The organism is Streptomyces sp. NPDC016469, from assembly GCF_040632905.1.
Classification (GTDB): domain Bacteria; phylum Actinomycetota; class Actinomycetes; order Streptomycetales; family Streptomycetaceae; genus Streptomyces.
Genome location: NZ_JBEYCQ010000037.1, coordinates 17,241 through 38,411, shown reverse-complemented (window position 1 = coordinate 38,411; position 21,171 = coordinate 17,241). Strand labels below are relative to the sequence as shown.

18 protein-coding genes are annotated in these 21,171 nt (G+C 71.7%); 16 read left to right on the top strand and 2 right to left on the bottom strand.

Annotated elements, in window-relative coordinates; all coding sequences use genetic code 11:
- The first annotated feature begins 152 nt into the window (after positions 1–152).
- The 6 genes from ABZ565_RS30810 (at position 153) to ABZ565_RS30785 (ending at position 7,348) form a co-directional block, all read left to right on the top strand.
- Positions 153–557, top strand: coding sequence for a hypothetical protein (locus tag ABZ565_RS30810; protein ID WP_361034097.1), 405 nt, complete (start codon positions 153–155; stop codon positions 555–557).
- Positions 558–2,756 carry a glycosyltransferase gene (locus tag ABZ565_RS30805; protein WP_361034094.1) on the top strand — a complete coding sequence of 733 codons (2,199 nt, stop codon included), beginning with the start codon at positions 558–560 and terminating at the stop codon, positions 2,754–2,756.
- The gene (locus ABZ565_RS30800; RefSeq protein ID WP_361034091.1) at positions 2,753–3,994 is read left to right on the top strand and encodes an acyltransferase; all 1,242 of its coding nucleotides are present in this window, start codon (positions 2,753–2,755) and stop codon (positions 3,992–3,994) included. The genes ABZ565_RS30805 and ABZ565_RS30800 overlap by 4 nt, the downstream gene beginning before the upstream one ends.
- A gap of 130 nt (positions 3,995–4,124) precedes the next feature.
- Positions 4,125–5,456 (top strand): nitrate/nitrite transporter, encoded by a 1,332-nt coding sequence (locus ABZ565_RS30795; RefSeq protein ID WP_361034088.1) that lies wholly within the window; start codon positions 4,125–4,127, stop codon positions 5,454–5,456.
- Between the two features lie 129 nt (positions 5,457–5,585).
- Entirely contained in the window at positions 5,586–6,755 is a 1,170-nt protein-coding gene (locus tag ABZ565_RS30790) for a uroporphyrinogen-III synthase (RefSeq protein WP_361034142.1), read from the top strand.
- A 20-nt stretch (positions 6,756–6,775) separates the two neighbouring features.
- The gene (locus ABZ565_RS30785) at positions 6,776–7,348 is read left to right on the top strand and encodes a GNAT family protein (protein ID WP_361034085.1); all 573 of its coding nucleotides are present in this window, start codon (positions 6,776–6,778) and stop codon (positions 7,346–7,348) included.
- A gap of 3 nt (positions 7,349–7,351) precedes the next feature.
- Here the strand turns inward: ABZ565_RS30785 and ABZ565_RS30780 are convergent, their stop codons facing one another.
- Positions 7,352–7,891: a GNAT family N-acetyltransferase gene (locus tag ABZ565_RS30780; protein ID WP_361034082.1), complete on the bottom strand. Its 540-nt coding sequence runs from the start codon at positions 7,889–7,891 to the stop codon at positions 7,352–7,354.
- A 105-nt stretch (positions 7,892–7,996) separates the two neighbouring features.
- Between ABZ565_RS30780 and ABZ565_RS30775 the strand changes: the two genes are divergently transcribed.
- From ABZ565_RS30775 to ABZ565_RS30760, 4 genes are all read left to right on the top strand, one after another.
- Positions 7,997–10,375, top strand: a complete 2,379-nt coding sequence (locus ABZ565_RS30775) for a UvrD-helicase domain-containing protein (RefSeq protein ID WP_361034079.1) — start codon at positions 7,997–7,999, stop codon at positions 10,373–10,375.
- Positions 10,376–10,780: 405 nt separating this feature from the next.
- Positions 10,781–12,214, top strand: a complete 1,434-nt coding sequence (locus tag ABZ565_RS30770; RefSeq protein ID WP_361034077.1) for an NAD-dependent malic enzyme — start codon at positions 10,781–10,783, stop codon at positions 12,212–12,214.
- Between the two features lie 352 nt (positions 12,215–12,566).
- A complete protein-coding gene (locus ABZ565_RS30765; protein ID WP_017237029.1) occupies positions 12,567–12,848 on the top strand; it encodes an HU family DNA-binding protein in 282 nt (93 codons plus the stop codon).
- Positions 12,849–13,054: 206 nt separating this feature from the next.
- Positions 13,055–13,567, top strand: a complete 513-nt coding sequence (locus ABZ565_RS30760) for a hypothetical protein (protein WP_361034073.1) — start codon at positions 13,055–13,057, stop codon at positions 13,565–13,567.
- Positions 13,568–13,631: 64 nt separating this feature from the next.
- Here ABZ565_RS30760 and murA read toward each other — a convergent pair whose 3' ends face one another.
- Positions 13,632–14,972, bottom strand: coding sequence for a UDP-N-acetylglucosamine 1-carboxyvinyltransferase (murA, locus tag ABZ565_RS30755; RefSeq protein WP_361034070.1), 1,341 nt, complete (start codon positions 14,970–14,972; stop codon positions 13,632–13,634).
- A 275-nt stretch (positions 14,973–15,247) separates the two neighbouring features.
- Between murA and ABZ565_RS30750 the strand changes: the two genes are divergently transcribed.
- From ABZ565_RS30750 to ABZ565_RS30725, 6 genes are all read left to right on the top strand, one after another.
- Positions 15,248–15,808 carry a YqgE/AlgH family protein gene (locus ABZ565_RS30750; protein ID WP_361034067.1) on the top strand — a complete coding sequence of 187 codons (561 nt, stop codon included), beginning with the start codon at positions 15,248–15,250 and terminating at the stop codon, positions 15,806–15,808.
- Positions 15,809–15,837: 29 nt separating this feature from the next.
- Positions 15,838–16,125: a DUF3039 domain-containing protein gene (locus ABZ565_RS30745; protein WP_026171211.1), complete on the top strand. Its 288-nt coding sequence runs from the start codon at positions 15,838–15,840 to the stop codon at positions 16,123–16,125.
- Between the two features lie 234 nt (positions 16,126–16,359).
- Complete coding sequence (locus tag ABZ565_RS30740) at positions 16,360–17,664, top strand: extracellular solute-binding protein (protein WP_361034064.1); 1,305 nt, start codon at positions 16,360–16,362, stop codon at positions 17,662–17,664.
- 2 nt (positions 17,665–17,666) lie between these two features.
- Positions 17,667–18,629: a sugar ABC transporter permease gene (locus tag ABZ565_RS30735; protein ID WP_361034061.1), complete on the top strand. Its 963-nt coding sequence runs from the start codon at positions 17,667–17,669 to the stop codon at positions 18,627–18,629.
- Positions 18,626–19,474 carry a carbohydrate ABC transporter permease gene (locus tag ABZ565_RS30730; protein ID WP_361034058.1) on the top strand — a complete coding sequence of 283 codons (849 nt, stop codon included), beginning with the start codon at positions 18,626–18,628 and terminating at the stop codon, positions 19,472–19,474. Before ABZ565_RS30735 ends, ABZ565_RS30730 begins: the two co-directional genes overlap by 4 nt.
- A gap of 4 nt (positions 19,475–19,478) precedes the next feature.
- Positions 19,479–21,113, top strand: coding sequence for a beta-N-acetylhexosaminidase (locus ABZ565_RS30725; protein ID WP_361034055.1), 1,635 nt, complete (start codon positions 19,479–19,481; stop codon positions 21,111–21,113).
- The last annotated feature ends 58 nt before the right edge of the window (positions 21,114–21,171 follow it).

Here is a 21,171-nt window from a genome sequence, read left to right as displayed (position 1 = left end):
GCGTCCGGGTGTGCCGGGAGGCCGGGCGTGCGCTACATTCATGGCCCGGGTGCACTGTGGTAGGGGGCGCGGACAGGGTGGGGGCCCGTCCGGCGACGTACGACGGATCAGTTGCGCGCACCCGTTCCTGAGTGGGGGAAGTGCGTACAACAGTGGAAACTTGGCGTGAAGGTGCCCATGCGGGGCACACCCACGAGCCGAACGAAGTCACCATCCAGCTGGACGGAATCGGACGGCAGCTCTCCGAGCTGCTACCGGAACCATCCGCTCCGGACGACTCCGACGGCCCCGTCTTCGTGGACGAGAGCGGCCGGCGCGGCAAGACGCTGCGCCGCCTCGGCTGGGTCCTGGCCGCGGTCTTCGTCTGTTACGCGACGACCCTGGTCGTCGCGGTGCTCGGCGGCAACTCCAGCGCCCCCTTCCTCCCGCTCACCAACCAGGAGCAGCAGGACACGGGCAGCACCGACACGGGCACCACCGATTCGACGGTGACGGATGCCGGCCTTCCCACCGGCACCACCCCGGACCCCGCGCAAGAACAAGAAGGCGCCCACTAGATGACCACCCCTGCCCCCCGGGGCAGGCGCAACTCCCACAGGAAGAAGCAGACCCGCCGGCGCAGACTTCCCATGCGCTACATGCTGCCGCTCCTGTTTCTCGTTGCCCTGCTCGCCATGCTGATGCTGCGTGGCTACGTGCACAGCGAAATCCTCGCCGACCACCGCATCCGGCCCCCCGTCGCGACCGACCGGGTACCCGACCAGGTGCTGGAGGGCGGGCCGGTCATCGACGCCCGGTCCACCACCGAGCCCGCGAAGACCCTGCGCATCCCGGATCACCGGATCGTGCTGACCTTCGACGACGGCCCGGACCCGGAGTGGACGCCGAAGGTGCTGGACAAGCTGAAGGAGTACGACGCCCACGGCGTCTTCTTCGTCACCGGCACCATGGCCTCGCGCTACCCGGACCTGGTCGAGCGCATGGTCGAGGAGGGGCACGAGGTCGGGCTGCACACCTTCAACCACCCCGACCTCTCCTACCAGTCCACCAGCCGCATCGACTGGGAGCTGTCCCAGAACCAGCTGGTCCTCGCCGGTGCGGCGGGCATCCGCACCTCGCTCTTCCGGCCGCCCTACTCCTCGTTCGCCGACGCCATGGACAACAAGTCCTGGCCGGTCACGCAGTACATCGGCAGCCGCGGCTACCTCACCGTCGTCAACAACACGGACAGCGAGGACTGGAAGCGGCCGGGCGTCGGTGTCATCTCCAAGAACGCCACGCCCAAGCACGGCAAGGGCGCCATCGTCCTGATGCACGACTCCGGCGGGGACCGGTCCCAGACCGTGGCCGCGCTCGGCCACTTCCTGCCCAAGATGCAGGACAAGGGCTACGAGTTCACCAACCTCACCGACGCGCTCGGCGCCCCCAGCGCGCACACCCCGGTCACCGGGTTCGCGCTGTGGAAGGGCAAGGCGTTCGTCTGGGCGGTGGGCGTCTCGGAGCACATCACCGATGTGATGGTGGCCGGGCTCGCGGTGATCGGGGTGCTGGTCTTCGCCCGCTTCGGGCTGATGCTGGTGCTGTCCTTCATCCACGCCCGCCGGGTGCGCGGACGCGGCTTCCGCTGGGGCGAACCCGTCACCCGCACGGTGACCGTCCTGGTGCCCGCGTACAACGAGAAGAAGTGCATCGCGAACACGGTGCGCTCGCTGCTGGCAAGTGACTATCCGGTCGAAGTCATCGTGATCGACGACGGCTCCACGGACGGCACCGCGGACATCGTCCAGCGGATGCGGCTGCCCAACGTCCGGGTGGTGCGCCAGCGCAACGCGGGCAAGCCCGCTGCCCTGAACAACGGCATCGCGCACGCCCGCAACGACATCATCGTGATGATGGACGGCGACACGGTCTTCGAACCGACCACCGTCCGCGAGCTGGTGCAGCCCTTCGGCGACCCGCGTGTCGGGGCCGTCGCCGGCAACGCCAAGGTCGGCAACCGCGACTCGCTGATCGGCGCCTGGCAGCACATCGAGTACGTGATGGGCTTCAACCTCGACCGCCGCATGTACGACGTGCTGCGCTGCATGCCCACCATCCCCGGCGCGGTCGGCGCCTTCCGGCGCGAGGCGCTGGAGCGGGTCGGCGGCATCAGCGAGGACACCCTCGCCGAGGACACCGACGTCACGATGGCCCTGCACCGGGACGGCTGGCGCGTCGTCTACGCGGAGAACGCCCGCGCCTGGACCGAGGCACCGGAGACCGTGCAGCAGCTCTGGTCGCAGCGCTACCGGTGGTCGTACGGCACCATGCAGGCGATCTGGAAGCACCGCCGGGCGGTCATCGAACGCGGGCCCTCGGGCCGGTTCGGCCGTGTCGGACTGCCGTTCGTCTCGCTGTTCATGGTCGTCGCCCCGCTCCTCGCCCCGCTCATCGACGTCTTCCTGCTGTACGGGCTCGTGTTCGGGCCCACCGAGAAGACCGTCGGCGCGTGGCTCGGCGTCCTCGCGGTGCAGCTGGTGTGTGCCGCGTACGCCTTCCGGCTCGACCGGGAGCGCATGACCCATCTGCTCTCGCTCCCCCTCCAGCAGGTCCTCTACCGGCAGCTCATGTACGTGGTGCTGCTCCAGTCCTGGATCACCGCTCTCACCGGTGGCCGGCTGCGCTGGCAGAAGCTGCGTCGTACGGGGGTCGTGGACGCCCCCGGTGCGACGCCGTCCCAGCGTGCGCGCACCCACGAGCGGAGGCCCGTCGCATGACGCACCCACAGCAGTCCTACGGAAAGCCGCACGAGGACGAGCGGACCATGGCCCTGCGCGTGGTGCTGCCCGCCCCCGCCGGGCCCGTCCCGGCCGACGCGCCGGCCCCCGCCCCCGCCAAGGCGGGCCGGGACCGCTATCTCGACCTGCTGCGGGCGATCGCGCTCGTCCGGGTCGTCGTCTTCCACCTCTTCGGCTGGGCCTGGCTGACCGTCGTGTTCCCGTCCATGGGCGTCATGTTCGCCCTGGCCGGATCGCTGATGGCCCGGTCGCTCGCCCGGCCCGCGTGGGGCGTGATCCGCTCCCGCGTACGCAGGCTGCTGCCGCCCATGTGGGCGTTCGCCGCGGTCGTCGTGCCCGTGGTCTTCCTGCTCGGCTGGAAGCCTGTGCGCGAGGAGGGCGTCTGGTGGTTCCTCAAGCTGGGCTGCTACATCCTGCCGATCGGCACCCCGCCCTTCCCCTGGGAGAACGGCTCCGAGGGCGGCTGGCTGGAAACCTCCTGGGCCGAGCAGGGCATCGGGCCGCTCTGGTACATCCGCGCCTACCTGTGGTTCGTGCTGGCCTCCCCGCTGCTGCTCAAGGCCTTCCGGAAGCTGCCCTGGGTCACCCTGCTCGCCCCGATCGGGCTCACCGCCGTCATCGGCACCGGACTGGTCACCGTGCCCGGTGCGACCGGTGAGGGCCTGGTGGACTTCGCGGTGTTCGGCTCCTGCTGGGTCCTCGGCTTCGCGCACAACGACGGGCTGCTGAAGACCGTCCCCCGCTACCTCGCGGTCTCGCTGGCCGCGATGCTGATGGCCTTCGCGCTGTGGTGGGGCGCCCACCACCTCACCGAGGAGGGCTGGAACCTGGACGAGATCCCGCTCGCCCAGGCCACCTGGTCGCTCGGGTTCTGCATGATCCTGCTCCAGTACGCGCCCTCCTGGCGGGAACTGCCGGGCCGGCTGGCCGGGTGGGACAGCCTGGTCACGCTCGCCAACAACCGGGCGGTGACCATCTACCTGTGGCACAACATGCTGCTGATGGCCACCTTCCCGATCATCGACCTGCTCTGGGACGTGCCCTGGGTCGGCGACCACCTCGGCACGTACATCGACCGCGCGAACAACGCCTTGGCGCTGATCATCGTCTGGCCGCTGATCGGGCTGATGATCCTCGCCGTCGGCTGGGTCGAGGACCTCGCCGCCCGGCGCCGCCCGAGGCTCTGGCCCAACGGCGCCGCCCGCGCCCGTACGTGACCACCCGCTCACCGGGCCCGGCCCGGCCCGGTGAGCGCAAGGTTGCCCACAGGTTCACCTCGCGGCACGGCACCGAAACGCGCGCTTCCTAGGTTCGGGACGACACCCCGACCACCCGTGGAGGCGCGTGATGGCAGGCCGTTGGATCGAGCACTGGGACCCCGAGGACGAGACCTTCTGGCGGGAGACCGGCGAGCGCGTCGCCCGCCGCAACCTCTGGTTCTCCGTCCTCTCCGAGCACATCGGCTTCTCCATCTGGACCCTGTGGTCGGTGATGGTGCTCTTCATGGGGCCCGAGTACGGGGTCGACCCGGCCGGGAAGTTCTTCCTGATCTCCACCGCGACGCTCGTCGGGGCCGTCGTCCGGGTGCCGTACACCTTCGCGGTCGCCCGCTTCGGTGGCCGGAACTGGACGGTGTTCAGCGCGCTCACCCTGCTCGTGCCGACGATCGCCGCCCTCGTCGTGATGGAGCCGGGCACCTCGTACGGCACCTTCCTCGCCGTGTCCGCGCTCACCGGCATCGGGGGCGGCAACTTCGCCTCGTCCATGACGAACATCAACGCCTTCTTCCCGCTGCGCAGGAAGGGCTGGGCGCTCGGGCTCAACGCGGGTGGCGGCAACATCGGGGTGCCCGTGGTGCAGCTGGCCGGACTCCTGGTCATCGGCACGGCGGGGGCCACGCACCCCCGGATCGTGCTCGCCGCGTACATCCCGCTGATCCTGCTCGCCGCCGGATGCGCCGCGCGTTACATGGACAACCTGGCGCCCGTACGCAACGACACCGGGGCCGCGCGGGAGGCGGTGCGCGACCGGCACACCTGGATCATGGCGGTCCTCTACGTCGGCACCTTCGGCTCCTTCATCGGCTACAGCTTCGCCTTCGGGCTCGTCCTCCAGACCCAGTTCGGGCGGACCCCGCTCCAGGCGGCCTCGCTCACCTTCATCGGCCCGCTGCTCGGCTCGCTGATCCGGCCGGCCGGCGGGTGGCTGGCCGACCGGTACGGCGGGGCGCGCATCACCCTCGTCAACTTCGCCGCCATGGCCGCCGCGACGGGCGTCGTCGTGTACGCCTCCCGGATCGCCTCGCTGACCGTGTTCCTCGTCGGCTTCACCGCCCTGTTCGCGCTGTCCGGGCTCGGCAACGGGTCGACGTACAAGATGATCCCGGGCATCTTCCACGCCCGGGCGATCGCCCAGGGGCTGCGCGGCGAGGAGGCGGCGGCCCGGGGGCGGCGGATCTCCGGCGCCGCGATGGGACTGATCGGCGCGGTCGGCGCGCTCGGCGGGCTCGCCATCAACCTGGCCTTCCGCCAGTCCTTCCAGACCTCGGGCGCGGGCACGGCGGCCTTCTGGTCCTTCCTCGCCTACTACGCGGTGTGCTCCGCGCTCACCTGGTCGGTATACCTTCGCCGGGCCGCGGCCGTACCGGCGCAGCCCCGGCTCGGCCACGCCGGGGTGTGATGATGGACGGGCGGTGCCGGGCGACGTAACGAGCGGGAAATACAGCTGAACCGGGTCTGTCACGCGGCGTTGGCAGGCTCGGTCCTCCGCACCATCGAGCAGCAGCGGGACGAGAGCCGGGTAGACCTCATGCACGACGGACAGCACGACGACCGACAGCGCGACGACGCACCGCACGGACCCCTCGCGGGCTTCACGGTCGGGGTCACCGCCGCACGCCGGGCGGAGGAGCTGGGCACCCTGCTGCGGCGCCGGGGCGCCACCGTGGTCCACGCGCCCGCCCTGCGGATCGTGCCGCTCGCCGACGACGGCGAACTGCTCGCCGCGACCGAGCAACTGGTCGCCGAGACGCCCGACGTGGTCGTCGCCACCACCGCCATCGGCTTCCGCGGCTGGATCGAGGCGGCCGACGGCTGGGGCATCGGCGACCGGCTCCTGGACACCCTGCGCGGGGTCGAACTCCTGGCGCGCGGCCCCAAGGTGAAGGGCGCGGTCCGCGCCGCCGGGCTGACCGAGGCGTGGTCCCCGGCCTCCGAGTCCATGGCAGAGGTCCTGGAACGGCTCCTGGAAGAGGGCGTACGGGGCCGCCGTGTCGCGCTCCAGCTGCACGGCGAACCCCTCCCCGGCTTCGTGGAGTCGCTGCGCGAGGCCGGCGCCGAGGTGGTCGGTGTCCCCGTCTACCGCTGGATGCCGCCCGAGGACCTCGCCCCCCTGGACCGGCTCCTCGACCTGACCGCCGCCCGCGCCCTGGACGCGCTGACCTTCACCAGCGCCCCGGCGGCGGCCTCGCTGCTCGGCCGCGCCGAGGAACGCGGACTGCTCACCGAGGTCGTCACCGCCCTGCGCGGCGACATCGTGCCGGCCTGCGTCGGGCCGGTCACCGCCGTGCCGTTGCAGGCGCGCGGGATCGACACCGTCCAGCCGGAGCGCTTCCGGCTCGGCCCGCTCGTCCAGCTCATCTGCCGCGAACTGCCCGCCCGCGCCCGTACGCTGCCGGTCGCCGGACACCGCGTCGAGATCCGGGGCCACGCCGTCCTGGTGGACGAGGAGCTGCGCGCGGTCCCGCCCGCCGGGATGGCCCTGCTGCACGCCCTGGCCCGGCGCCCCGGCTGGGTGGTCTCGCGCGCCGACCTGCTGCGCGTCCTGCCCGGCAGCGGCACCGACGAGCACGCGGTCGAGACCGCCATGGCCAGGCTCCGCACCGCGCTCGGCGTGCCCCGGCTGATCCACACGGTCGTCAAACGCGGCTACCGGCTGGCGCTGGACCCGGCGGCGGACGCCAAGTACGCGGGGGCCTGAGGGCCCGATAGCGTGCGGGCATGATCGATGAAGCCCATCCGCTCGACGCGGACATACGGCTGCGCCCGACCACCCTGGCCGACGCCGCCTCCCGCGCCGAGGCGCTGACCCGCAGCCGTGCGCACATGCGGCCCTGGGAGCCCGTGCGCCCCGAGTCCTTCTACACCGAGGAGGGGCAGCGCGAGCGGCTGGCCGGACTGCTGGCGGACCGGGACGCGGGGCGTGCGATGCCCTGGGTGCTGAGCGACGCCGAGGACCGGGTGGTCGGCGGGTTCGACCTCAACGCCATCGTGCTCGGCCCGTTCCGCAGCGCCACCCTGGGCTACTGGGTGGACGTGGAGTACGCGGGCCGGGGCCTGGCCACGGCGGCGGTGCGCCGGATCTGCGAGCTGGCCCGCGACGAGCTGCGGCTGCACCGGATCGAGGCGTGCACGCTCCCGTACAACACCGCGTCCCAGCGGGTCCTCGCCAAGTGCGGGTTCGAGCAGATCGGCCTGGCGCCGCGCTACCTCCACATCGACGGCGAGTGGCGCGACCACCGCCTCTTCCAGCGCATCCTGCACGACGGCCCGATGGCCGGGGCCGAGGACTGACCTTCAGAGCCCGCGCGTGTGGCGGTGGCCCTCGCGCGGCCACGGCGGGGACGGCGGCAGCACCTCGGTGAGCGCGTACCCGGCCTTCTCCGCGACCCGGCACGACGCCGCGTTGTCCACCTGGTGCAGCAGTTCGAGCCGTACGAGACCGGCGGCGGCGAACGCCTCGGACGCCCAGCCGGAGAGCGCTTCGAGGGCGCGCGGCGCGATGCCCCGGCCCCGGGCGGGCGCGACCGTCCAGTACCCCACCTCCGCCGAGGGCGCGCCGGGCTCCGGGAACGACAGGGCGACGTTGCCCACCGGGCCGGACCCGAGCTCCGCGTCCACCACCGCGAAGCTGTGCCGCAACCCGGTCGCCCGGCCCTCCTCCTGGGCCCGCAGCCAGTGTGCGGCCGCCTCCTCGTCCGCCACCGGCGCCCGCGAACCGGCCTGCACGGCGGGGTCGCGGTACGCCTCCAGGAGCACTCCCAGGTCGCCCGGCTGCCAGGGGCGCAGCACCAGGGAACCGGCCGACAGACGGGCAGTGCGCGAACGGGCGTTCATCCGCTCATCGTACGAGGCGGGTTCGAACGGACCCCGGCAGGTGCGCGAAGGCCCCCCGTCGCATAGGGTTGACGGCTGCCCAATGCACGTCAGAAGGGGGCCTCGGTGGCCGCGCAGGATGCCGCTGTCGATTCGTTGCGGGACCGGGAAATCGGTGTCGAGCAGGAACATCTCGACCGGGTGTACCACCGCCTTGAGGAGAAGATCCACGAGGCGGAATTTCTCATGGACGACGCCCTCAAGCGCGGCCAGGTCGGAACGCCGGGGGCGCTCGCCGAGCGGGACGCCCAGGTGTTCCGCGCCGGAATCCACCTCAACCGGCTGAACAGCGAGTTCGAGGACTTCCTCTTCGGGAGGATCGACCTCCTGCTCGGCAAGGACGGCGAACGCGGCCCGGACGGCGCCTACACCTCCGTGGAGCCCGCCGACGACGTCGTGCGCGAGGACGACACCGCGGACATCGCCGAGACGCTGCACATCGGCCGGATCGGGGTCCTCGACGCCGACTACGCGCCGCTCGTCATCGACTGGCGGGCCCCGGCCGCGGCCCCGTTCTACCGCTCCACGCCCAAGGAGCCGGGCCGGGTGGTCCGCCGCCGCGTCATCCGCTCCAAGGGCCGCCGGGTCCTCGGCGTCGAGGACGACCTGATGCGCCCCGAGCTGACCGCCTACCTGGACGGCGAGAAGCTCCCGGTCGTCGGCGACGGCGCCCTGATGGCCGCGCTCGGCCAGGCCCGCAGCCACACCATGCGGGACATCGTCTCGTCCATCCAGGCCGAGCAGGACCTCGTCATCCGGGCGCCCGCCGCCTCCGTCACCGAGGTCTCCGGCGGCCCCGGCACCGGCAAGACCGCGGTCGCCCTGCACCGCGCCGCGTACCTGCTCTACCAGGACCGGCGGCGGTACGCGGGCGGCATCCTCATCGTCTCGCCGACGCCCCTGCTGGTGGCGTACACCGAGGGCGTGCTGCCCTCGCTCGGCGAGGAGGGCCAGGTCGCGATCCGCGCGGTCGGCTCGCTCTCCGACGACGCGGCGGGCCCCGAGGGCGCCACCGCCTACGACGAACCCGCCGTCGCCCGGATCAAGGGCTCCTCGCGGATGCTCCCCGTGCTCCGCAAGGCGGCCCGGGGCGCGCTGGAACAGCCCGCGCCCCGGACCGCCCCCGCCGGCGGGCAGCTGGAGTTCGGTGAGGCCGAGGAGGCCCCGCGGCCCGCCGGCACGCCGACCCGGCTGCGCGTGGTCGCCTTCGGCGCCCGGGTCGAGCTCCAGGAGGACGAGCTGCGGCGCATCCGCAACAACGTCCTCGGCGGGACCGCCCCGGTCAACCTGCTGCGGCCGCGCGCCCGCCGGCTGCTGCTCGACGCGCTGTGGAACCGCTCCTCCGGCCGGGGCCGCTACACCGACCCGGAGCTGGCGGCGGAGCTGCGCAGCTCGTTCGACGAGGACGTGTCCACGGAGACCCCGTTCATCGAGTTCCTGAACGCCTGGTGGCCCGAGCTGACCCCGCGCGGGGTACTCGCCGCGATGGCCGACGAGAAGCGGCTCGCCCGGTGGGCGCGGCGCACGCTCAACCAGGGCGAGGTGCGCCGGCTCGCGCGCTCCCTCAAGCGCCTGGACGCCGCCGGACGGGGGCCGCTCTCCGTGCACGACGTGGCGATCCTGGACGAGCTGCACACGCTGCTCGGCACCCCGAGCCGCCCCAGGCGCAAGCGCGAGGCGGACCCGCTGGACCAGCTCACCGGCCTGGAGGAGCTGATGCCCCGGCGCGAGGAGACCCAGTGGGAGCGGGCCGAACGGCTCGCCGCCGAGCGCACCGAGTACGCCCACGTCATCGTGGACGAGGCGCAGGACCTCACGCCCATGCAGTGGCGGATGGTCGGCCGGCGCGGCCGGCACGCCACCTGGACGATCGTCGGGGACCCGGCGCAGTCCTCCTGGTCCGACCCGGACGAGGCGGCGGCCGCCCGCGACGAGGCGCTGGGCAGCCGCCCGCGCCGGAACTTCACGCTGACCGTCAACTACCGCAACCCGGCGGAGATCGCCGAGCTGGCCGCGAAGGTGCTGGCCCTCGCCATGCCCGGCATGGAGTCCCCGGCCGCCGTCCGCTCCACGGGCGTGGTCCCGCGCTTCGAGAACGTACGGGGCGACGACCTGGCCGGGACCGTGCGCGAGGAGGTGCGGCGGCTGCTCGCCGAGGTGGACGGCACCGTCGGGGTGGTCGTGGCGATGAACCGGCGCGCTCAGGCCCGTGCGTGGCTGGCGGAGCTGGGCGAGCGGGTGGTGGCGCTCGGCAGCCTGGAGGCCAAGGGGCTGGAGTACGACGCGACGGTGGTCGTCTCGCCGGCCGAGATCGCGGACGAGTCCCCGGCCGGGCTGCGCGTGCTGTACGTGGCGCTGACCCGGGCGACCCAGCAGCTGACCGTGGTGTCGGGGGAGCGGGACCTGCCGGACGAGAACGGGGTGCCGGACCTGCTCAGGGACTGAGGCGGGGGGCGCGCGGGGGCCGTTTCCGGTCAACCCGCGCCGCGGGAATCGCTTTTCCAGGTGATTTGTTAGCCTGGGGGTGGCACCGGCTCGATCCAAGCCCCCGGGCCCAACCTTAGTCGCTTCGAGCGACCACTTGCCGCGAGGCGAGCATGGCGGGCCGGTGTCGTCAACTGAAGAAGAGGCCCGCGTCACCTTCCGGTGGCGCGGGCCTCTTCGCGTTCCCGGAGAGGGGTTCCGCTGCGCCGCACTCTCTCGTATGGTGGAAAACAGTTTCCGCGCTGCGACAGTCATTAACGGCTACTCGTCGGTAGGTGCGAATATCGGAAGGCGTGTCCGCTGCCGGGCCTGCTCGGGCTTCGGACGCGCATAGCAATGAAGCTAAGGAAAGCGAAGGACTCGGCCATGGCAACGGCGCCCAGCGTCTCGTACTCGATGACGGTCAGGCTGGAGGTGCCCGCGAGCGGCACCGCGGTCTCCCAGCTCACCACGGCCGTGGAGTCCTCCGGAGGTTCGGTCACCGGCCTCGACGTGACCGCTTCCGGCCACGAGAAGCTGCGGATCGACGTCACGATCGCCGCCTCGTCCACCGCGCACGCCGACGAAATCGTCGAGGGGCTGCGCGGTATCGACGGCGTCGTGCTCGGCAAGGTCTCCGACCGTACGTTCCTCATGCACCTCGGTGGCAAGATCGAGATGGCGTCCAAGCACCCCATCCGCAACCGCGACGACCTCTCGATGATCTACACGCCCGGTGTGGCCCGGGTCTGCATGGCGATCGCCGAGAATCCCGAGGACGCCCGCCGCCTCACCATCAAGCGCAACTCCGTCGCAGTCGTGACGGACGGCTCCGCGGTGCTCGGCCTCGGCAACATCGGCCCGAAGGCCGCGCTGCCCGTCATGGAGGGCAAGGCGGCCCTCTTCAAGCGCTTCGCCGGCATCGACGCGTGGCCGATCTGCCTGGACACCCAGGACACCGACGCCATCGTCGAGATCGTCAAGGCCATCGCGCCCGGCTTCGCGGGGATCAACCTGGAGGACATCTCCGCGCCGCGCTGCTTCGAGATCGAGGCCCGGCTGCGCGAGGCCCTGGACATCCCCGTCTTCCACGACGACCAGCACGGCACGGCGATCGTCGTCCTGGCCTCGCTGACCAACGCGCTGCGCGTGGTGGGCAAGGCGATCGGGGACGTGCGGGTCGTCATGTCCGGCGCCGGAGCGGCCGGTACGGCCATCCTGAAGCTCCTCATCGCCGCGGGCGTCAAGCACGCCGTCGTCGCCGACATCCACGGCGTGGTGCACTCCGGCCGCGAGGACCTGCGGTCCGCCGACCCGGACTCGCCGCTGTGCTGGATCGCCGACAACACCAACCCGGAGAACATCACCGGCACCCTCAAGGAGGCCGTGGTCGGCGCCGACGTCTTCATCGGCGTCTCCGCCCCCAACGTGCTGGACGGGGACGACGTGGCGGCCATGGCGGACGGCGCGATCGTGTTCGCGCTCGCGAATCCTGACCCCGAGGTGGACCCGGCGATCGCCCGCCGCACCGCCGCCGTCGTGGCCACCGGCCGCTCGGACTTCCCGAACCAGATCAACAACGTGCTGGTCTTCCCCGGCGTCTTCCGCGGCCTGCTCGACGCCCAGTCCCGCACGGTCAACACGGACATGATGCTCGCCGCCGCGCGCGCCCTGGCCGGCGTGGTCGCCGAGGACGAGGTGAACGCGAACTACATCATCCCGTCGGTCTTCAACGACAAGGTCGCCGGTGCGGTCGCCGGGGCCGTCCGGGACGCCGCGCGGGCCGCCGGAGCCACTGTGACGGCGCCCACGTCCGTCTGACTACGGCGCGTCGCGGGTCGCGGCGCCCCAAACGCCCCTTTAGGGTGGGCGGGCGACGCGTCCCGCAGAGCCCCGCACCCGGTGCGGACGGCTCTGGGGGAGTCGACGGGACGTCACCACGACGAGGCAGTGGTGCTGTTCGCGCGGCTCGCGGAGGGGGCCGGATTGGCTTTCCCGCCGCAGGTGGGGGCAGGATGCTTTCCAAGGACTACGTCCAGGGGAGACCCCACAGGGCGCGAGGTCTACCGGACCCTCTGAAGGGCGGACCCGGGTACGGGGACTGTCCGAGGGCCCTGGCAGCATCGGCTTCGATCTCACGCCTCACAGGCAAGAAGAACACGGGAGTAACAACATGAACCGCAGTGAGCTGGTGGCCGCCCTGGCCGACCGTGCCGAGGTGACCCGCAAGGACGCCGACGCCGTGCTGGCCGCGCTCGCCGAGACCGTCGGTGAGGTCGTCGCCAAGGGCGACGAGAAGGTCACCATCCCCGGTTTCCTGACCTTCGAGCGCACCCACCGTGCCGCTCGCACCGCTCGTAACCCGCAGACCGGCGACCCGATCAACATCCCGGCCGGCTACAGCGTGAAGGTCTCCGCGGGCTCCAAGCTCAAGGAAGCCGCCAAGGGCAAGTAAGACCCCTGGGTACGACGAAGGGCGGCCTCCCCATCCCGGGGTAGGCCGTCCTTCGGCATTCGGCCCGCAGAAGGGCCGCTCCGCGCCTCGTGGGAGGCACACAGGCCGGTTCCGGGCTACCCGCCCGGCGGGCGGCGCCCCTGGATTGGACCGCCGGCCCGGGACAGAGGCCGCCGACCGCTGACGAACCAGCACCCGGGGGGACCGTGCCCAGACACGCCACGCTGCACATCAGGCGCCGGACAGCGCTGCGCTACCTGGCCGTGGGGGCCGCCGCGTCATTCGTTTCGGCCTGCGGGGGCAACGGCGCGGGCGGCGGGCCGAAGCAACAGGCGATCAGGGCCTTCGTCGTCGGCAAGTGGCGCTACCGGGCGGAGGGCACGAGCGCCGACGCCACCCTCACCGTCCACAAGGACGGGACCTGGGAGAGCGACCAATGGGACGGCATCACTGGGACGTGGCGGTCCGACGGCGACGGCGTGTCCGTGGACGCCCCGAACGGCTTCGGGGCCAGCGGTGAGGAGGAGGGGTCCGCGCTGTCGGTCAGCGGCTTCCCCGCGGCGATCCCGTCGGACTACGACGGCGACTGCGCGTACACGCCCGGCTGGGACGGGCTGCCGGTGGACACCCTCCACCTGCGCGTGACGGGACGCGATGTCCGGCTGACGCTGTCCCGGGGCGCGGAGAAGGGTGCCGTGATCAACTGCAAGCGCCTCTGAGAGGGCGGAGCCCCCGACGCCCCGGAGTCCCGCCCGCGAGAGGGGCGGGGACCGGACGCCCCGCTCAGACCAGCGAGCCGCCCGGCAGCTCGACCTTCGCGCCCAGCTTCTCCAGCTTGTCCATGAAGTTCTCGTAGCCCCGGTTGATCAGGTCGATGCCGTGCACCCGGGAGGTGCCCTGGGCCGCGAGGGCGGCGATCAGGTACGAGAAGCCGCCGCGCAGGTCCGGGATGACCAGGTCCGCGCCCTGGAGCTTCGTGGGGCCCGACACGACCGCCGAGTGCAGGAAGTTGCGCTGGCCGAAGCGGCAGTCCGAGCCGCCCAGGCACTCGCGGTAGAGCTGGATGTGCGCGCCCATCTGGTTCAGCGCGGAGGTGAAGCCGAGCCGGGACTCGTACACCGTCTCGTGGACGATGGAGAGGCCCGCGGCCTGCGTCAGCGCGACCACCAGCGGCTGCTGCCAGTCCGTCTGGAAGCCGGGGTGCACGTCCGTCTCCAGCGCGATCGCGCTGAGCGCGCCGCCCGGGTGCCAGAAGCGGATGCCCTCGTCGTCGATCTCGAAGGCACCGCCCACCTTGCGGTAGGTGTTCAGGAACGTCATCATCGAGCGCTGCTGGGCGCCCCGGACGTAGATGTTGCCCTCGGTCGCCAGCGCGGCGGACGCCCAGGAGGCGGCCTCCAGGCGGTCCGGGAGGGCGCGGTGGGTGTAACCGTCGAGGCGGTCCACACCGGTGATCCGGATGGTCCGGTCGGTGTCCATCGAGATGATCGCGCCCATTTTCTGCAGGACGCAGATCAGGTCCTCGATCTCCGGCTCCACGGCCGCGTTGGACAGCTCCGTGACGCCCTCGGCCAGCACCGCGGTCAGCAGCACCTGCTCGGTGGAGCCCACCGACGGGTACGGCAGCCGGATCTTGGTGCCGCGCAGCCGCTGCGGGGCCTCCAGGTACTGCCCGTCCGCCCGCTTCTCGATGGTCGCGCCGAACCGGCGCAGCACGTCGAAGTGGAAGTCGATCGGCCGGCCGCCGATGTCGCAGCCGCCGAGCCCCGGGATGAACGCGTGGCCCAGGCGGTGCAGCAGCGGCCCGCAGAACAGGATCGGGATGCGCGAGGAGCCCGCGTGGGCGTCGATGTCGGCGACGTTGGCGCTCTCGACGTGCGTGGGGTCCAGGACCAGCTCGCCCGGCTCCTCGCCGGGGCGGACCGTCACACCGTGCAGCTGGAGCAGCCCGCGCACCACGCGTACGTCGCGGATGTCGGGCACGTTGCGCAGCCGGCTGGGCCCGCTGCCGAGCAGCGCGGCGACCATCGCCTTGGGCACCAGGTTCTTGGCGCCTCGGACGCGGATCTCGCCCTCCAGCGGGGTTCCGCCGTGGACAAGCAGGACATCGTCTGTGCCGGTCATGAATCTCGCGTTCCGGAGTGGTCGGGCAGGGGGCCAAACGAAAGAGTAATGGCCCCGCACCCCCGTTCCGTAGGGGAACGGGTGGTGTACGAACATCATGAATCCGCCACAACACGCTCTGCTGTACGGGACTTGCGGAGGGTCACCGTCCGGATCGCCGGTCCGGCCGTGCGCTCCTCATGCACCCGTGCGCCCTGAGCTGCGCTCGGGCACCCAGCGCGACGACCGCGTCACTTGGCCCCCGCCGGGGCCCGGAATGCGGGATCATTTCTGCCATGACCGAGGTGTCCTCGCTCACAGGGCGGCTGCTCGTGGCCGCGCCCGCCCTGGCGGACCCGAACTTCGACCGCGCGGTCGTGCTGCTCCTCGACCACGACGAGGAGGGCTCCCTCGGCGTGGTCCTCAACCGGCCCACCCCGGTCGGCGTCGTGGACATCCTGGCGGGCTGGGCCGGGCTGACCGGTGAGCCGGAGGTCGTCTTCCAGGGCGGACCGGTCTCGCTGGACTCCGCCCTCGGGGTCGCGGTGATCCCGGGCGCCGAGGGGCCCCTCGGCTGGCGCCGGGTGTACGGGGCGATCGGGCTGGTGGACCTGGAGGCGCCGCCCGAGCTGCTGGCGGCGGCCGTGGGCTCGCTGCGGATCTTCGCGGGGTACGCGGGCTGGGGGCCGGGACAGCTGGAGCGCGAGCTGTCCGAGGGGGCCTGGTACGTGGTGGAATCGGAGCCCGGTGACGTGTCCTCGCCGCGCCCGGAGGGCCTGTGGCGTGCGGTCCTGCGCCGGCAGCGCAGCGAACTGGCCATGATCGCCACGTATCCGGACGACCCTTCGCTGAACTGATGTCCCGTTCTTCAGTACGCTTGGCGGTTATGAGCACTCTTGAGCCCGAGCGCGGGGCAGGTACCGGAACCCTCGTGGAGCCGACGCCGCAGGTGTCGAACGGCGACGGCGACCACGAGCGCTACGCCCATTACGTCCAGAAGGACAAGATCATGGCGAGCGCCCTGGAGGGCACTCCCGTGGTCGCGCTGTGCGGCAAGGTCTGGGTACCGGGGCGCGACCCCAAGAAGTACCCGGTCTGCCCGATGTGCAAGGAGATCTACGAGTCCATGGGCGCCGGCGGCGACAAGGGCAAGGGCGGCAAGGACAAGAAGTAGCGGCCACCGGTACGGCCCACAGCTGAAGGTCCGGGAGACCCCCGGGGCGCGCATCCGCGTGCCCCGGGGGTTTTTCGTGTGCCGTTGCACGGGCTGCTCCGCCAGGTCACGGAGTGGTGCAGACGTGGTGCAGACCACTTGTCGCCGCCCCGGAGCCCACCTACTCTCCTGCCTGTTGTGCAGAACGAAACACGCGTTGCGTATGTTGCAACGCTGACCGGTAGGGGTTCCCGGATGAAGTTCTCTGCCCGAATCGCCGCGCCGGCCGCGGCGCTCGTCCTGGCGGGCCTCACCGCCACCGCCTGCGCGCCGCAGACCTCCGACACCGGAGCCAAGGGCGACGAGAAGTCCGGCACGCTGCGTGTCTGGCTGTTCCAGGAGGTCGGCAACAAGCCGAAGGAGAAAGTGGTCGACACCGCGGTCGCCGCCTTCGAGAAGGCTCACAAGGGCGCCGAGGTCAAGATCGAGTACATCCCGGTCGAGACCCGCGCCCAGCGCGTCAAGGCCGCCTTCAACGACCCGAAGAGCGCCCCCGACCTCATCGAGTACGGCAACACCGACACCGCCGGGTACGTCAAGGACGGCGGTCTCGCCGACATCACGCCCGAGTTCGGAGCCTGGGCGGACGCCAAGGACACCGACCCGGCCGCCAGGCAGTCCGTGACGGTCGACGGCAAGGTCTACGGGGCCCCGCTCTTCGTCGGCGTACGCGCGCTGTACTACCGCACCGACGTCTTCGCGGACCTGGGCATCGAACCGCCCACGTCACAGGCCGAACTGATATCCACCGCCAAGAAGATCCACAAGAAGAAGCCGGACCTGTACGGGCTCGCGGTCGGCGGCGCCTACACCTACGGCGCGATGCCGTTCATCTGGGCCAACGGCGGCGAACTGGCCGACCAGGACGGCTCCTCGTACAAGGCGGCCATCAACAGCGCGAAGGCCCGCAAGGGCATCGAGGCGTACACCTCGCTGTTCGGCGCCACCAACTGCCCGCCCGCCAAGTGCGCCGCGATGGGCGGCAACGCGACCGTCACCGCCTTCGCGTCCGGCAAGGCCGCCATGGCCATCGGCGGCGACTTCAGCCACGCGGCCGTCGAGGCCGGCAGCGTCAAGGGCAGGTACGCGGTGGTGCCGCTCCCCGGCGTCACCGAGGGATCCGTCGCGCCCGCGTTCGCCGGCGGCAACAACATCGGCGTACTGAAGAGCAGCGAGCACCGCACCCTGGCCGTCGGCCTGATGAAGGAGCTGACCGGCAAGGCGTCCCAGGCCCGCATGTTCGACGCGATGGGCTTCCTGCCGACCTTCACCGACGTCCGCGCCGCCGCGGCGAAGCGCGAGCCGTTCGTCGAGCCCTTCGTCAAGACGCTCGGCGCCGGCGCCAAGTTCGTCCCCGCCTCCCCGGCCTGGGGGCAGATCGACTCCTCGCTGATCCTGCCCACGATGTTCCAGGAGATCGTCAGCGGCCGTAAGGACGTGGCGAAGGCGGCCGACGACGCCGCGAAGAAGATGGACACGGCGTTCGCCGAAGCGGGCTGACGATGACCGCGAACAGCACGGCGTACAAAGCACGCCCCGCACCCACGCCCCCCGCGCGCGGCCCGCGCCGCCGCCCCGCCTCCCCGGCCCGGCGGCCGGGCTGGACCCCCTGGCTCTACCTGCTGCCCGCGCTCGTCCTGCTCGGCGGGCTGCTGGTCTACCCGATCTACCAGCTCGGCCTGATCTCCTTCCTGGAGTACACCCAGGCCCAGGTCAGCGGCGGCGAACCGGCCACCTTCCAGGGGTTCGGCAACTACTCGGCCCTCTTCGGCGACGGCCAGTTCTGGCAGGTCCTGCTCGCCACTGTGGTCTTCGCCGCCCTCTGCGTCCTGGCCACCCTGCTCGCCGGCTGCGCGCTGGCCGTCCTGCTGACCCGCATCCGGGCGGTGCCCCGGCTCGCCCTCATGCTGGCCGCGCTCGGCGCCTGGGCGACGCCCGCCATCACCGGTTCGACCGTCTGGGTCTTCCTCTTCGACGCCGATTTCGGGCCGGTCAACCGGATCCTGGGGCTCGGTGACCACTCATGGACGTACGGGCGCTACAGCGCCTTCACGCTGGTGCTCCTCGAAGTCCTGTGGTGCTCCTTCCCGTTCGTCATGGTGACCGTGTACGCGGGCATCCGGGCGATCCCCACCGAGGTGCTTGAGGCGGCCGCGCTGGACGGGGCCTCGCAGTGGCGGATCTGGCGTTCCGTCACGGCCCCGATGCTGCGGCCGATCCTGACCGTCGTCACCATCCAGTCGGTCATCTGGGACTTCAAGGTGTTCACCCAGATCTACGTCATGACCAACGGCGGCGGGATCGCCGGGCAGAACCTGGTGCTCAACGTGTACGCGTACCAGAAGGCGTTCGCCTCCTCGCAGTACAGCCTCGGCTCCGCGATCGGCGTCGTGATGCTGCTGATCCTGCTCGCCGTCACGCTCGTGTACCTGCGCCTCGTACGCCGTCAGGGGGAGGAACTGTGAGCCTGCCCGTCCGCTCGCTCGTCCGCCGGCCCGGCCGGCTCGCCGCCGAGGCGGCGGCCCTGCTCATCGCCGCCGCCGTCGCCTTCCCGCTCTACTGGATGGTGCTCTCCGCCCTCAAACCGGCGGGCGAGATCCAGTCCGCGCACCCCAGGCCCTGGACCCTGTCGCCGTCCCTGGACTCCTTCCGGCGGGTCTTCCAGCAGCAGGACTTCGGGCGCTACTTCCTGAACAGCCTGCTCGTCGCCGGTACCGTCGTCGTCGCCTCCGCGCTCATCGCGTTCCTGGCGGCCACGGCGGTCACCCGGTTCCGGTTCCGCTTCCGGACCACGCTGCTGATCATGTTCCTGGTCGCGCAGATGGTGCCGGTCGAGGCGCTGACGATCCCGCTGTTCTTCCTGATGCGGGACTTCGGCCAGCTGAACACGCTCGGCTCGCTGATCCTGCCGCACCTGGCGTTCTCGCTGCCGTTCGCGATCTGGATGCTGCGCGGCTTCGTCCGGGCCGTGCCGGAGGCCCTGGAGGAGGCCGCGTACATCGACGGGGCGAGCCGCACCCGCTTCCTGTGGCAGATCCTCTTCCCACTGGTCTTCCCCGGCCTCGTGGCGACGAGCGTCTTCTCGTTCATCTCCACCTGGAACGACTTCCTGTTCGCGAAGTCGTTCATCATCAGCGACACCTCCCAGTCGACGCTCCCGATGGCGCTGCTGGTCTTCTTCAAACCCGACGAGAACGACTGGGGCGGGATCATGGCAGCCTCGACGGTGATGACCGTTCCCGTGCTGGTCTTCTTCGTACTCGTACAGCGACGCCTGGTCTCCGGACTCGGCGGAGCGGTTAAGGACTGACGTCATGGCCATGGAACTGATCCCGGCGCCCCTGCGCGCCGACGACCGGGGGCGCTGTGGATTCGTCCTCGACGCGTCCACCACCATCGCGGCGGCCCCCGGCACCGAGACCACCGAACGCTGGCTGCGCACCACCCTGGGCGCCGCCTTCGGCCTGCCCCTCGCCCCCGGCCCCGAGGACGCCCCGCGCGCCCTCGTGCTGCGCACCGACGACACCCTGCCCCCCGAGGGCTACCGGCTCACCACCCGGCCCGACGAGGGCGTCGTCCTCACCGGCGGCAGCCCCGCCGGGGTGTTCTGGGGCGCCCAGACCCTGCGCCAGCTGCTGGGCGCCGAGGCGTTCCGCCGGGCGCCCGTGGGCGGGGCCGCCGTCCACGGCTTCGGGGCCACCGACATCGAGGACGCGCCCCGCTTCGGCTGGCGCGGCCTGATGCTCGACGTGGCACGGCACTTCATGCCCAAGGACGACGTCCTGCGCTACCTCGACCTGCTCGCCGCCCACAAGCTGAACGTCTTCCACTTCCACCTCAGCGACGACCAGGGCTGGCGCGTCGAGATCAAGCGGTACCCCCGCCTCACCGAGGTCGGCGCCTGGCGCCCGCGTACCAAGTACGGGCACCGCGCCTCCGAGCTGTGGGACGAGACCCCGCACGGCGGCTACTACACCCAGGACGACATCCGCGAGATCGTCGCCTACGCCGCGGCCCGGCACATCCGGGTCGTCCCCGAGATCGACATCCCCGGCCACTCGCAGGCCGCCATCAGCGCCTACCCGGAGCTGGGCAACACCGATGTCGTCGACACCTCGGCGCTCGGCGTCTGGGACAACTGGGGCGTCAACCCGAATGTCCTGGCCCCCACCGACCACGTCCTGCGGTTCTACGAGGGCGTCTTCGAGGAACTCCTCGCGCTCTTCCCGCCGGAGACCTCGCCGTTCGTCCACGTCGGCGGCGACGAGTGCCCCAAGGACCAGTGGAAGCGGTCGCCCGCCGCGCAGGCCCGCATCAAGGAACTCGGCCTGGCCGACGAGGACCAGCTCCAGTCCTGGTTCATCCGCCACTTCGACACCTGGCTCACGGAACGCGGCCGCCGCCTCATCGGCTGGGACGAGATCCTGGAGGGCGGCCTCGCGCCCGGCGCCGCCGTGTCCTCCTGGCGCGGTTACGCGGGCGGCATCGCGGCCGCCGAGGCCGGGCACGACGTGGTCATGTGCCCGGAGCAGCAGGTCTATCTGGACCACCGTCAGCACGGCGGCCCCGACGAGCCGATGCCCATCGGATACGTCCGCACCCTGGAGGACGTCTACCGCTTCGAACCCGTGCCGCCGTCCCTGAGCGAGGAGGCGGCCCGGCACGTCATCGGCACCCAGGCCAACGCCTGGTCCGAGGTCATGCAGAACCGGGGCCGCGTCGACTACCAGGTCTTCCCCCGCCTCGCCGCCTTCGCCGAGGTCGCCTGGTCGGCCCTGCCCGCCCCGGACGAACGGGACTTCGCCGGATTCGAGCGCCGCATGACCGCCCACTACGCCCGGCTCGACGCCCTCGGCGTCGGCTACCGGCCGCCGTCCGGAGCGCTGCCCTGGCAGAAGCGCCCCGGCATCCTCGGACGCCCGATCGAGGGGGCACCCCCGAACGTGTGAGCCCGGCCCCAACCCGCTCTCCCGCCACCACGGCCCCTGCGACCGTGGTGGCGGCGGC